Origin of the sequence: Kitasatospora sp. NBC_01266, assembly GCF_036242395.1 — a bacterium.
In the GTDB taxonomy this organism is placed as follows: Bacteria; Actinomycetota; Actinomycetes; order Streptomycetales; family Streptomycetaceae; genus Kitasatospora.
Window position 1 is genome coordinate 2,298,321 of sequence record NZ_CP108458.1, and the last position, 12,578, is coordinate 2,310,898.

The following is a 12,578-nucleotide window of genomic DNA, read 5'->3' on the forward strand; positions in this document are numbered from 1 at the left end:
CTCCCACCCCCGAGGACTTGCCGCCATGACCACCCCCGCATCGCTCGGCTACTCGATGCCCGCCGAATGGCACCCGCACGAGCGCACCTGGATGGCCTTCCCCACCGCGAACCAGACCTTCGACACCCCCGAGAACCTGCATGCCGCCCGGCTCGCCTGGGCGAAGGTCGCCAACACCATCGTCCGCTACGAGCCGGTGACGCTGGTGGTCAACCTCGGCGAGACCTCGGCCGCCCGCGAGTACGTCGAAGCCGAGGTGGAGATCGTCGAACGCCCGCTGGACGACGCGTGGATGCGGGACATCGGCCCCAGCTTCCTGACCGACGGCCGGGGTTCGCTGGCCGCCGCCGACTGGATCTTCAACGGCTGGGGCGCCCAGTCCTGGGCCAGTTGGGAGCACGACCAGCACATCGCCGAGCACATCAGCGAGTTGGCCGGCGTCCAGCGCTTCGCCTCCCGCCTGATCAACGAGGGCGGCGGCATCCACGTGGACGGCGAGGGCACGGTGCTGGTCACCGAGACCGTCCAACTCGGCGAGGGCCGCAACGCCGACTGGACCAAGGAGCAGGTCGAGGCCGAACTGCACGCCCACCTGGGCACCACGAAGGCGATCTGGCTGCCGCGCGGACTCACCCGCGACTACGACGAGTTCGGCACCCGCGGCCACATCGACATCGTCGCCTCCTTCGTCCGCCCCGGCGTCGTCCTCGCCCACGTCCAGCCCGACCCGGCCCACCCCGACCACACCGTCTGCCAGGACCTCGTCGCCACCCTGCGCGCCGCCACCGACGCCAAGGGCCGCCCCCTGGAGGTCATCGAGGTCCCGGCCCCCACCGTGCTGCACGACGAGGACGGCGAACCGGTCGACTACTCCTACATCAACCACTACGTCGCCAACGGCGCCGTCATCCTCTGCGCCTTCGACGACCCGCGCGACCAGCAGGCCGCCGAGATCCTGGCCGAGGCCTTCCCCGGCCGCAAGGTCGAACTGGTCGACGCCCGCGAGATCTTCGCCAACGGCGGCGGCATTCATTGCATCACGCAGCAGCAGCCGAAGGCGTGACAAGTCGATTCCGACTGGGTGCCCCCGCCTCGGGTGCCCCAACGGCGCGCGCTCGCCGGGCGACATGACGCTCGGCGGCGTGCTCGCCATCGGCGGCCACGACACCGCCGTCCCCGCCGTCCCCGCCGCCGGCGGGACGGCCCCGGCCGGCCACCGGAGTCACCGCCGGGCCTGACACCTCGCAGGTCAGGGCGCGTCCCGATGCCGTGCGCAGCGAACCGGGACAGCCGACGCTCCCGCTCACCGAGCCCGGCTCAGTCGCCCCCGTCCGAGCAAGGCCGGTTGGAAGCGGCCTGCGATATCGGCGCGAACGGGCCGACCGCCGCCTACAGGTGCTCGGTCAGCTGCTCGGCCGCCCAGTCCGCCCATTCCCCCGCGGACTGGGAGCTGCGGATCCCGAACTCCAGGGCCAGCCACTCGCAGACCTGGACCGGGTCGCCGGCCCACTGCGCCTCGTCACGCAGGCGCTCCAGGCCCGCGTGGCGTTCCTGGTTGCGGCGGGCGAACTCCTTGAGATACGCGGCGCCTTCCTCGCGCGGCAGCGTCCACAGGAAGAAGACGCGCAGGAGCGCGGCGCTGCGGTAGGCACTTTCGGCGCCGGGGCCGGTCAGCCACTCCCGCAGTTCGGCGCGGCCCGCCTCGGTGATGCCGTACTCGCGGCGGTTGCGGGCGCCGGTACCGGTGACCTCGATCAGGCCGGCCTCGCTCAGCTTGGCGAGCTCGCCGTAGACCTGGCTCTGCTTCGCGGGCCAGACGAAGGCGAGCGAGGACTCGAAGCGCTTGAGCAGGTCGTATCCGCTGCTGGGCGTCTCGACCAGCAGGCCCAGGACGGCGTGGCGCAGGCTCATGCGGCCACTCTACTACCGAGCTGACACGTCAAGGCTGGACAGAGCATCCATGACAGGTCATTCTTGGACCGTCCAACATTGGAATGTCACTCCGAGAGGAGACCGTCGCGGTGAACTACCTCCGCGGTTTCGCCCCCTGGATCTGCTACGCGGCACTGAGCGCCTTCGACTGGCGCCTGGGAATGTGCACGGCGGCCACCGTCGCCGTGCTGCTGCTCGTCGACGCGCGGCGAAAGCAGGGCGCCGACCTGCTGTCCACCGCCACCTGCGGCTTCTTCGTGGTGATGGCCGTGATCGCGGTGGCCGACCCCACGTCAGGCCTGCACCGATGGACCTGCGCCCTGGCCAACGCGACCCTGGCGGTCATGGCGCTCGGCTCGCTCGCCGTCGGCAAGCCCTTCACCCTCTCCATCGCCCGCACCCAGGTCCCCCAGGAGCACTGGAACGCCCCGCGCTTCATCCACGTCAACAAGGTTCTGACCAGCGCGTGGGGGGCCGCTTTCGCCGGTGCGGCGATCGCCTGCGCCGTCATCGTCGGCTACGCCCACTCCGCCACCGTGCCGCTCACCGCCGTGCAGGTACTCGCCTTCGTGATCCCGTTCGTGTTCTCGGGCAAGTACGTCGCGCGCGCCCAGGCCGCCGCGGAGCGGGCGGCGGTGGGCCCGGACCCGGCATCCTCGTAGGCGTCGGGGCCGCGTGCCATGAGGGTTGCACCGCACAGACTTTGACGGGCCGTCACTCGGTGGGTGACGGCCCGTCCGGGGCGGTTACCTGGCGATGAGGGTCGGGGTCGCCGCGCCGGTGTCCACGCGAAGGCGGTCGATCAGGCCGGCCAGCGAGAAGTCGGCGTATTCGGTGGGAACTTCGGCCTCGACGACGCTTCGACCGCCGCCGGCCACCGGGCGGATGACCATGTTTCCGGCGGGCTGATCCTCGATTTCCGCGAGCGCGACGATACGTCCGTCCTGCTCGTAAGCCACGTGAACCCGCATCATTCTCCTCCTTGGCTCACTGCTCGACGACTCACTGATCGACCATGATCGAGCTGACGATGAAATCGCAGGGGTCACCGGTGCTGCGGATCGTCAAGGTCCACTGCGTCGGCGGACTGATGCTGAGATTCCAGTCCGTGGCGTCCTGCACGATCTCAAGTGCGGTGTCGTTGGCGGGGATCTCGGTGATCCCGACGGCCCGCGCGTTGAAGCTGGCGGCCTGGACGACCTGAACGTCCGTGTACCACGTGTTGAATGACGTCTCGCTGTTGGCAGCCAGGGCAACCGTGCCCGTCCACCGGTGCGTCAGATTCGCCACTGCGATGCCTTTCTTGAAGCACGCCGGCTGGGTGGGACCCCCTTGTGGTGGACTGTGCCCGGTCGTTTTCTCGGCAAACGGCGAGAATGTCATTCCTACCCACTCGAGTGAATGCCGGGAGCGCGCTCGACTAACTCGGCCAACCGGCTGCGGAATCGGCGGCGAGCAGCGGGCGCAGCGCCCCCAGCAGGGCGCCGACGCAGGTGTCGCGCAGTTCCGTGCGGGTGCAGGTCTCCGTGCTGAGCCAGTCCACGCAGAGCACCCGGACGAACACCAGCCAGCTCTTCAGGACGGCTGACACGGCCGCCCGGACGGCCTCGTCCGCGAGCGGGAGCGGGAGCACATCGAGGAGCCGGCTGCGCAGGACGTCCAACTCCTCGTTGATGACGGTCTGGACCACCGGGTCGCCGGCCAGCACGCGGTTCGCCGCGAGGACGGTATGGCGGTTGGCGATGAAGTAGTCGAGGTGCACGTCGAGGCCGGCCGTGAGCTGTTCCCACACGTCACCGGCCGCCGGATTCAGCGGGACCTGCTCCAACAGCCGGTCGGCGGCCTGCTGGTAGAGGGCGGCGAAGAGTTGGCGCTTGCCGGGGAAGTAGCGGTAGAGCAGCGCGCGGGAGACGCCGGCCTGCTCGGCGATGTCCTCCATCAGCACGTCGTCGTACGGGTGCGCGGCGAAGAACTGCGCGCCGACGGCGAGGAGCTGGGCGCGGCGCTCGGCCGGACTGAGGCGTTGGCGGGGAGACACGGGGAGAAGACTACTTGACACACGTCTACTGACGAGGAGACTGCTAGTAGACGCGTGTCCACTAATAGTTGATGGAGGGTCAGATCATGGCCAGAGTTCTCAGGTGGCTCGTCCTGGCGATGGGGGTCGCATGCGTGGCGATCGGGGTGTTCCATCTGGCACTCGGGAACAGCGCGGTACCGGGCGAGGGCTCGGCCGATGCGACGGTCGACAGCCTGAACCGGTTCTTCGGTGCGATCTTCGCGGGGTACGGGCTCGCCTGGATCTGGGCGGCGCGGCAGTCGCCGATCCCGGCAACCGCCGTACGGTGGCTGGCCGGAGTGTTCCTGCTGGGTGGGATCGGGCGGCTGCTGTCGCTCGCCGCACACGGGTGGCCGCAGTGGTTCCAGGTCGTGTTGACGAGCATCGAACTGGTGATGCCGCCGCTGTACTTCTGGCTGGCGGACGCCGACGAGCGGGCCGGCCGGGTATCGACCCGGCGCGTTGTCGGCGATCCCGTGCTCTGACCCAGCCACTGCCCCGCGCGGTTCACTGGCTGCCGCCCACTACCAGCGGACGGCACCGAAGTTGATCGGCTGCTGCTTGAACGTCGCGCTGCGCAGCGTCAGTTGGCGCATCCGCTGCGCCATCTCCGCCGCCGGGAGGTGCTTGCGGTCGCCGTGGCCCGGCAGCAGCCACTCGAAGTGCAGCAGGTCCGCCGTGCGGGCCAGCGAGGCGGCCAACTCCTCGATGGAGTACCAGGTAACGCTCTCGGGCACCTCGATGTCCCCCGTGCCGCGCGACCAGTAGAAGCTGTCGCCGCTGAAGCAGTACCGCTGGTCCGCGAGGTAGAGCACGCTGCCCCGGGTGTGGCCGGGGAGCGGGTGGGCGATCACGGAGTCGGCGATCTCCACGGGGTCGGTGCCGCGCAGGATCTGGTCAGCGTCCGGGGCGGCGTCGAGGTCGTCCTCGTGGATCCACAGACGGGCGCCGAAGTGGTCGGCGTAGCGGCGGCCGTGGGCGGCGTGGTCGCGGTGGGTGAGCAGGACGTCGGTGACCGGGCCCGGCGCCTCGTACCGCCTGGCCAGGGCGGTGCTCCAGCGGGGCGTGTCGATCATCATCCGGGTGCCGGACGGGCGGCGCAGCAGGTAGGAGTTGGCGCCGGCCAGGTGCGGTGAGTTGTGGCCGCAGAGCTGGACGTCGTCGGTCAGCGCGAGCGGGAACGGGTCCAGCGCCGGGTCGAGGGTCCGGGCGGTGTGCCGGATCGACCGGGTGGGGCAGGCGTGCGCGGCGGCGTACACCTGCCCGAGCTCGGCCGCGTCGCGCGGTTGGCGCAGGATCTCCGAGTGGCCGTCGACCTCGCCGATCAGCCCGGGGGCCAACTGGCGGGCGACATCGCAGTTGGTGCAGCGGTCATCGACGAACCAACCGGCTTCGGCTGCATGCTCGTTCATGGTGCGGCTCCCTCCCGTGGGCGCCCCGACGACCGGGCGCGCCTCCCACTCAGTGGTAACGCGGCGACCGCGCGGAAAGGAAGAACCGCAGCTCTTCCCCTTTGCCGGGGCATCGTCTCTCACCAGGACGTCAGGACCGGCCGACCGCCACGTCCCGCCCCGTCCCGCTGCATCCCGTCCCGCTCTGGCGGCCGGCCCGATCGGCGAGCCGAGCCCGCAGCCGGGCTGACCTCGCCCCTTAGGCTGGGGAGGCGCTTCATCCCCAGTCACCCCCAGCCACCCCGCAAGGAGCCCGCAGCATGGCAGAGCCTCGTCCCCGGCGGCCGGCCCGGCCTCGCGAGGAGGTGCTCGCGGTGGCGATGGGGGCGATCGCGGAGCACGGGTTGGCGAAGCTGACCATGGCGGGATTGGGGAAGCAGTTGGGGATGAGTGCGGGGCACCTCCTCTACTACTTCGGGAGCAAGGACCAACTGCTGCTGGAGACGCTGCGCTGGAGCGAGGAGCAGCTGGGTGAGCGACGGCGGGCAGCGCTGGGACGGGCGGGGCTGAGCGCCTGGGAGCGGTTCGGGGCGTATGCGGAGCTGTATCTGGCGGACGGGCCCGGGGATCCGCGCTGGATCCTCTGGGTCGAGGTGTGGGGGCGCTCACCGTCCAGCGCGGAGATCCGGCAGGGGCAGCTGGAGATCGAGGCGCCCTGGCAGGCCGACCTGGCGGCGCTGATCGAGGACGGCGTGGCCCGGGGTGAGTTCCGGGCCGGGTCGGCCGAGGAGCGGGCGGCGCAGTTGCGGGCGGTGCTGGACGGGTACTCGGTGCCGCTGGCGATCGGGCTGCCGGGGGTGGCGAGGGACCGGTCGGCGGCCCAGGTGCGGGCGGTGGCGGCCGCCGTGCTGGGCGCCGAGGCTGACGGCCGACTGCCGACGACTAACGGCTGACGGCTGACGGCTGACGGCTGACGGGGCGTCACTCGGTCCAGAGGGCCGCTGCGGTGCGGTCGTCGGCGTAGCCTTTGGCGCGGACCTGGACCTGGCGCAGGAAGTCGACCATGCCGGGCGGGTGCGGGTGGGACCAGTGGCCGGCCAGGAAGTGGGCGATGGCGGGCTCCTCGGCGATCGGCTCGGCCAGACCCGGGGAGCAGAGCAGCAGGATGTCGCCGGGCGTGGCCGGGATCAGCCGGAACCGGAACGGGCGCGGCTCGGGGACCGTGACCGGGCCGTCCGGGTGGTGCAGCAGGCGGGCGGCGTAGGCGTCGATCCAGTGCCCGGCCCGCAGCAGGTAGAGGCCGCCGGGGCCCAGACCGAAGGCGACCCGGTGGGTGGCCTGCGGGTCGAGCGAGATCAGCAGGCAGTGCAGCGACCGGGCGTCCGGCGCGAGCGTGCGCAGGCCGGCGCCGGCGCCGGTGGTCAGGCGCTGCAGGCCGTAGCGGAGCCGGTCGCGGGCCCCCTCGCGCAGGTCGGCGGCGAGTTCGGCGCGGCTGCGACCGATCGCCTCGGCGAGGTGGATGGCCGCCTGGCGGACGGTGTCCGGCAGCGGCTGCTCGGGATGGGCGGGCGCTACAGCCACGTCGGCGTCGGTGCCGGCGGCGACGTCGGCGCGCGGGTCGACCCGGCGGCGGGCGCGGCTGCCGAGCACGGCGAGCAGCAGGCCGTCCGGGGTATCGCCGAAGCGGGTGACCAGCAGCGCGTCGGTCCGCGGCTCGCCCCGGTAGCGGGCGGAGTCGCCGCGCACGGAGGCGGCACGCAGGGTGAGGCCCGGGTACTGGGCGCCGTCGAGGGCGATGTCGGGCACCACCGAGGCGACCCGCTCGGGGTCGGCGGCGGGGAGCAGGGTGGGTTCGGGGCCGTAGGTGGGCGGGCGCGAACCGACGTGCGGGGTGGGGGTGGGGGTGACCGCAGGCGCGGGGGCGGGGGCGGGCGCGGGGGCGGGGGCGGGCGCGGCGGTCGCTGTCGGGGCGGGCGCTGGCTCGGGCGCGGGGCGGGCGGGCTTGGTGAGGTCGAGCTTCGGTGGCGCCGGCTCGGACGCGGGCACGGGCTCCGGCGCCAGCTCCGACACCAGTTCCGTATCCGGCTTCGGTTCCGGTTCCGGTTCCGGTTCCGTATCGACTGTCGGCTCGGTCTCAACCGCCGGCTCCGCCTCCGCCACCGGCTCACCCGCCGCCTCGGCACCCGCCTGCCGCTGACGCCCGATCAGCCCGACCGCCGAGGCGATCGAGTCGAACCAGTCGTCCACGCTCCCCTCGCCACCCTGCGCCCTCGGCGTATCGGGCAGCCGGCCGGCCGGTCCCTCGTACACCTGGGCCCACCAACCGTCCTCCGGGACAGCGTCCTTGGGCGTCCCGTCGTCCGGGCGACGCGGTGCGGGGGCGCCCTGGTCGGTCATCTGTCGGCTCCTCGTTCTTGGCTGGCGTACGTACCGTCACCTGCGGGGGTGGGCCACCTGGTCATTCTGCCCACGGTGCCGGTCGCTGTCCGGTGATTCGCCTCGAAGGCGCCGATCAGGCCAGGAGCGGCCTGATTAATCCGAAAGTAGCGACCGAATGGGGGGACCGCTTAGCCCGTCCGGCTGATTAATATGTGCGCATGACCGCGCCAGGACCTGTCCGACCGAAGCCGGGGAGCGCCGCGTTCGACGGCCACCCGGGCGGCGTGGCGTTGGTCCTCCCACTGCTCGGTCTGCTGGTCGCCCTGCTGGTGACGCTGCCCTGCGCGGGCTCGACCTGGGCCGCGACCCCACCGGCGAACGGCCCGACGAACGGACCCGCGAACGTTCCGGCGAGCAGACCCACCGCCGCCCGTACCACCGCCGGCCATGCCGCCCACGCCGCCCGCGCCGCGCAGTCCTCGCACACCGGCCCCGGCGCCTCCGCCTTCGCCGTCACGCAGTTCCCCGCCCCGCTGACCGTGTGCACCGTCGACAATCCCGGCCCCAGGCCCGGCGACGGCTGCTCCAGTCATCCGTTCAGCGGCCAGGAAGCGCAACTGCCCAACGCGCCGCCGCAGCCCGGCCCGGCCGACCTGCCGCTGCCGGCCACCGTCCGCCCCACAGCGGCGATCGGCTTCGCGAGCGCGGGCCTGCCGACGGCACCCGCCCCTGATCTCCACCTGCTCCAGGTCAACCGGACCTGAGCGGAACCCCCGCCGGTCGGCACCGGGCACCCACCGCGAACACCGCGGCGTGCGCCGGGCATCCGGTCGGCGGTCTCACTCCCCTGTTACACCTCACACCGCCGTGCCCAGAACGCCGGCGGGGACAAGGAAGACTTCCGTGGGTTCCGCCTCGAAGCAGACCAACCAGCAGAGCAACAAGCCGGCCAACAAGCTGACCGGCAAGCAGGGCGCTGCCGACCGCCGCGAGCGGATCGCCAAGCTGCGGGCCGAGGAGCAGCGTCGCGAGAAGCGCATGAAGCTGATCGCCATCTCGGTGGCGGGCGTGCTGGTCGTGGGTACCGCTGTGACCGCGACCCTGATCGTGAAGAGCGCCAACGACAAGCACAACAAGGAAGTGGCTGCCGCGAAGGCGCCGATCCCCGGTGTGAAGACGTGGAGCAACCTGTCGCGCAACCACGTGCAGGGGACGGTCAACTACCCGATGACTCCCCCGGTCGGCGGTGACCACAACCCGGTCTGGCAGACCTGCATGGGCAACGTCTACACCCAGCCGCTGCAGAACGAGCACGCCGTCCACTCGCTGGAGCACGGCGCGGTCTGGGTGACGTACAACAACAAGGCCAGCGCCGCAGACATCAAGACGCTGTCGGACAAGGTCAAGGTGACCCCGTACTCGCTGATGAGCCCGTACCCGACCGAGTCGGGCACCATCACGCTCAGCGCGTGGGGCACCCAGCTGGTGGTGGACAGCGCCTCCGACCCGCGGGTCAACGAGTTCTTCACCAAGTACGTCCAGGGTCCGCAGACCCAGGAGCCGGGCGCCTCCTGCAGTGACGGAGCGATGTGATGACGGACGCGCGGACACCTGAGGACGACCGGGACGGCATCGACCCGGACAGCACCGACCCGAGCGGCACCGACCCGGACGGCATCGTCGACGACCTGGACGACGAAGCGGACGACGAGTTCGACGACGACCTCGACGAGGTCGGCCCCGCCGCCGCGCCCAAGCGCCGCCGCACGCTCTGGTGGCCGGCCGCGGTGGCCGCGGCGGTGGCGCTCTGCCTGGGCGTGCCGGCGCTGGTGGCCGGCGGGTCCTCGGCGTCGGGTTCGTCGGTGTCCGCGCCGGCCAACGACTCGCCCGAGGCGGGTTTCGCGCGGGACATGGCGACCCACCACCAGCAGGCGATCGACATGTCGTTCATCATCCGGGACCGGACGACCAACGCCGAGGTGCGCGGGCTGGCCTTCGACATCATCAACACCCAGGCCAACCAGCGCGGCATGCTGATGGGCTGGCTGAGCCAGTGGGGGCTCAGCCAGAGCTCCGCGGCCCCGCCGATGGCCTGGATGAAGATGACGCCGTACCAGGCGCACGACGGCTCGCTGATGCCGGGCATGGCGACCAACACCCAGCTCGCCCAGCTGCAGCAGCTCAGCGGCACGGCGGCGGAGATCTTCTACCTGCAGCTGATGATCCAGCACCACATCGGCGGCGCCGCGATGGCGCAGGGCTACGTGGACGTGGCGAAGAACCCGGTGGAGAAGTCGCTGGCGCAGTCGATGGTGGCCGCCCAGACCTCGGAGATCCAGCTGATGACCACCATGCTCGCCGAGCGCGGCGCGAAGCCGCTGCCGACGCCCGGGAGCTGAACGCCCACCGGCTGAGCACCACGACGCGCCCGTCGACCTGGGGAGACCCGGGCCGGCGGGCGCGTGTCCACCCGGGTGTTCACATGGCGACACGGCAGCTCCAGCCGCCCGCCACAACCGGATACGCTGTCGCCCATGCCCGCCGCGTCCCGCCCTGCGCCGTCCAGCGATCTGTCCGCCAGCCGTCCGGCCACCGAGACGGACGAGACAACCGGCCGGACCGAACCGGCCCCCGGCGCCGACGATGCGCTGGCCATCGAGCGCGCGCAGCGGTTGACCGACGTGGTGACCCGGTTGCGCCGGGCCCTGCGCAGCAGCATCCGGACCGACTATCCGTGGGAGTCGCTGCCGATGGCGCAGGTCGAACTGCTCCAGACGCTGGCCGTGACGCCGCTGCGGGTCGGGGAGCTGGCGGCCCGGCAGCGGTTGGCGCCGAACACCGTCAGCGGCCTGGTCGGCAAGCTGCTGGACGCGGGCTTCGTGGACCGCCAGGCCGACCCCGGCGACCGCCGCACCGCGCGGATCGCGCTGACCCCGGCCGGCCACCAGCAGTTGGAGGACTGGCAGCGGGCCCACGAGCGCCGGATCGCGGGTGCGCTGGCCACCCTCTCCCCGGCCGACCACGACGCGGTGATGGCAGCGCTGCCGGGTCTGGACCGGCTGGCCGAGGCGCTGGCCGGTCCGGGCCAGGCGACCGCGGACGACGCCTGAGCGACCTGAGCCGCGCCCCCGTCACCTACTCCACCGTCGTCTGCTCCCCCGTCAGCGCCCAGAGCTGGTGCACCGCGTACGAGCGCCACGGCGCCCAGTCCAGCGCCGCCAGGGCCGCCGCCTTCGGGTCACCGGGCAGGCCCAGGCGCTGCAGGCCGTGGCGCACGCCGACATCGCCCGGCAGGAAGACGTCCGGGTCGCCGAGCGCCCGCATCCGCAGGTAGCCGACGGTCCACGGGCCGATGCCGCGCAGCCCGAGCAGCTGCCCGGCGGCCTGTTCGCGGTCCACGCCCGGGTCCAGCCGGACGGTGCCCGCCGAGAGCGCGCCGCACAGTCCGCGCAGCGCGTTCTGCCGTGAGACGGGCATCGCGAGGTCGGCCGGGTCGGCGGTGGCCAGCGCTTCGGCACTCGGGAAGAGCACGGTGAGCGTGCCGCTCGGTCCTCCCCCGGCCTCCGGCCGGGAGGTGGTGCCCCCGGACAGCGGGGTGCCGTAGCGGGCGGCGAGCCGGCCGGCCAGCGTGCGGGCGGCGGCCACGGTGATCTGCTGGCCGAGCACGGCCCGCACCGCCAGCTCGTGCGGGTCGACGTGGCCGGGCGAGCGCAGTCCGGGGCGGCGGGCGACCAGCGGGCCGAGCGCGGTGTCCCGGCCGAGCTGTTCGGCCACCGTCTGCGGATCGGCGTCCAGGTCGAAGAGCGCGCGCAGCCGGTGCACGGCGGTGGTCAGGTCGCGCAGGTCGGTCAGCCAGAGGCGGCAGTCCAGCCAGCCCCGGTCGGCGGGCACCCCCGTGCCCAGGCCGTCGACCTCCGCGATGGCGTAGCCGTTCGGCAGCCGCAGGGTGCGGCGGTAACTGCGCACGCCCTTCGGGCCGGCCGGGACCACCTCCTCCACCCCGGGGACGGCACGCAGCGCCAGGAAGTCCATCAGGTGCTCGGTGTCGATCGGCCCCCGGTAGGCCAGCCGCAGGCTGAGGCTGCCCGGGCTCGCCCGCTGCGGCCGGCGGCTGCCCCGGGCCTGCCCCTCGGCCCGCAGTCCGCTCGGGGTGCGGTCGTACACCTCGCGCACGGTGTCGTTGAACTGCCGTACGGACGCGAAGCCGGCCGCGAACGCGACCTCGGTGACCGGCAGTTCGGTGGTCTGCAGGAGCAGCCGGGCGGCCTGCGCGCGCTGGGCGCGGGCCAGCGCGATCGGTCCGGCGCCGAGCTCGGCGGTCAGCTGCCGCTGCAGTTGCCGCGCGCTGTAGCCGAGCCGGGTGGCCAGTCCGGCGACGCCCTCGCGGTCCACCACGCCGTCCCCGATCAGCCGCATCGCCCGGCCCACCAGGTCGGCGCGGTGGTTCCACTCCGGCGAGCCCGGCACCGAGTCGGGCCGGCAGCGTCGGCAGGCCCGGAAGCCGGCGCCCTGGGCGGCGGCGGCCGTGGGGTAGAAGGTGCAGTTGGCCCGCTTGGGGGTGACCGCCGGGCAGCTCGGACGGCAGTAGATCCCGGTGCTGGTCACCGCCGTGAAGAACACCCCGTCGAACCGGGCGTCCCGGCTGTCCACGGCTCGGTAGCGCGTCTCGTCATCGATCACGCCATCCAGTCTGCGCGCCGGCCGGGCGCCGTCCTAGCGGTAATCGGACATCGCTGTCGGCGTGGTCGGCGATAATGCCCGGCAAGGCGGCGGCGGAAGCTGTCAGGGGGAGCTCGCGGAGCTCAGGGAGGAGCCGG

At 72.6% G+C, this 12,578-nt stretch carries 15 protein-coding genes; 8 read left to right on the forward strand and 7 right to left on the reverse strand.

The features are described from left to right. Window positions 1–25: 25 nt before the first annotated feature. Window positions 26–1,063: an agmatine deiminase family protein gene (locus OG403_RS09500; protein WP_329563126.1), complete on the forward strand. Its 1,038-nt coding sequence runs from the start codon at window positions 26–28 to the stop codon at window positions 1,061–1,063. Window positions 1,064–1,389: 326 nt separating this feature from the next. Here OG403_RS09500 and OG403_RS09505 read toward each other — a convergent pair whose 3' ends face one another. After that, window positions 1,390–1,911, reverse strand: coding sequence for a PadR family transcriptional regulator (locus tag OG403_RS09505; RefSeq protein ID WP_329563128.1), 522 nt, complete (start codon window positions 1,909–1,911; stop codon window positions 1,390–1,392). A 110-nt stretch (window positions 1,912–2,021) separates the two neighbouring features. On the opposite strand from OG403_RS09505, the gene OG403_RS09510 reads away from it, so the two are divergent. Next, a complete protein-coding gene (locus OG403_RS09510; RefSeq protein ID WP_329563130.1) occupies window positions 2,022–2,594 on the forward strand; it encodes a hypothetical protein in 573 nt (190 codons plus the stop codon). Between the two features lie 84 nt (window positions 2,595–2,678). Here OG403_RS09510 and OG403_RS09515 read toward each other — a convergent pair whose 3' ends face one another. Genes OG403_RS09515 through OG403_RS09525 form a run of 3 tightly spaced genes read right to left on the reverse strand, consistent with a single transcriptional unit; the run spans window position 2,679 to window position 3,970 of the window. After that, entirely contained in the window at window positions 2,679–2,903 is a 225-nt protein-coding gene (locus OG403_RS09515; RefSeq protein ID WP_329563131.1) for a hypothetical protein, read from the reverse strand. Between the two features lie 31 nt (window positions 2,904–2,934). Next, entirely contained in the window at window positions 2,935–3,315 is a 381-nt protein-coding gene (locus tag OG403_RS09520; RefSeq protein ID WP_329563133.1) for a hypothetical protein, read from the reverse strand. Window positions 3,316–3,352: 37 nt separating this feature from the next. Continuing rightward, a complete protein-coding gene (locus tag OG403_RS09525) occupies window positions 3,353–3,970 on the reverse strand; it encodes a TetR/AcrR family transcriptional regulator (protein WP_329563135.1) in 618 nt (205 codons plus the stop codon). 86 nt (window positions 3,971–4,056) lie between these two features. On the opposite strand from OG403_RS09525, the gene OG403_RS09530 reads away from it, so the two are divergent. After that, on the forward strand, window positions 4,057–4,476 hold the full coding sequence (locus OG403_RS09530) for a DUF4345 domain-containing protein (RefSeq protein ID WP_329572205.1): 420 nt from the start codon (window positions 4,057–4,059) through the stop codon (window positions 4,474–4,476). Between the two features lie 39 nt (window positions 4,477–4,515). On the opposite strand, the gene OG403_RS09535 is transcribed toward OG403_RS09530, so the two are convergent. Next, complete coding sequence (locus OG403_RS09535; RefSeq protein WP_329563137.1) at window positions 4,516–5,403, reverse strand: MBL fold metallo-hydrolase; 888 nt, start codon at window positions 5,401–5,403, stop codon at window positions 4,516–4,518. Between the two features lie 299 nt (window positions 5,404–5,702). Here OG403_RS09535 and OG403_RS09540 point away from each other — a divergent pair, with 299 nt between their 5' ends. Further along, window positions 5,703–6,335: a TetR/AcrR family transcriptional regulator gene (locus tag OG403_RS09540; protein WP_329563138.1), complete on the forward strand. Its 633-nt coding sequence runs from the start codon at window positions 5,703–5,705 to the stop codon at window positions 6,333–6,335. Window positions 6,336–6,363: 28 nt separating this feature from the next. On the opposite strand, the gene OG403_RS09545 is transcribed toward OG403_RS09540, so the two are convergent. Next, entirely contained in the window at window positions 6,364–7,779 is a 1,416-nt protein-coding gene (locus tag OG403_RS09545) for a hypothetical protein (RefSeq protein ID WP_329563140.1), read from the reverse strand. Window positions 7,780–7,979: 200 nt separating this feature from the next. On the opposite strand from OG403_RS09545, the gene OG403_RS09550 reads away from it, so the two are divergent. The 4 genes from OG403_RS09550 to OG403_RS09565 all read left to right on the forward strand — a co-directional run bounded on the left by OG403_RS09550 (window position 7,980) and on the right by OG403_RS09565 (window position 10,871). Next, a complete protein-coding gene (locus OG403_RS09550) occupies window positions 7,980–8,525 on the forward strand; it encodes a hypothetical protein (protein WP_329563142.1) in 546 nt (181 codons plus the stop codon). A 139-nt stretch (window positions 8,526–8,664) separates the two neighbouring features. Continuing rightward, a complete protein-coding gene (locus OG403_RS09555; RefSeq protein ID WP_442910889.1) occupies window positions 8,665–9,354 on the forward strand; it encodes a DUF3105 domain-containing protein in 690 nt (229 codons plus the stop codon). Further along, on the forward strand, window positions 9,354–10,160 hold the full coding sequence (locus OG403_RS09560) for a DUF305 domain-containing protein (RefSeq protein WP_329563143.1): 807 nt from the start codon (window positions 9,354–9,356) through the stop codon (window positions 10,158–10,160). The genes OG403_RS09555 and OG403_RS09560 overlap by 1 nt, the downstream gene beginning before the upstream one ends. 135 nt (window positions 10,161–10,295) lie before the next feature. Continuing rightward, a complete protein-coding gene (locus OG403_RS09565; RefSeq protein WP_329563145.1) occupies window positions 10,296–10,871 on the forward strand; it encodes a MarR family winged helix-turn-helix transcriptional regulator in 576 nt (191 codons plus the stop codon). Window positions 10,872–10,896: 25 nt separating this feature from the next. On the opposite strand, the gene OG403_RS09570 is transcribed toward OG403_RS09565, so the two are convergent. Beyond that, complete coding sequence (locus OG403_RS09570) at window positions 10,897–12,441, reverse strand: DNA-3-methyladenine glycosylase 2 family protein (RefSeq protein WP_329563147.1); 1,545 nt, start codon at window positions 12,439–12,441, stop codon at window positions 10,897–10,899. Window positions 12,442–12,578 lie beyond the last annotated feature (137 nt).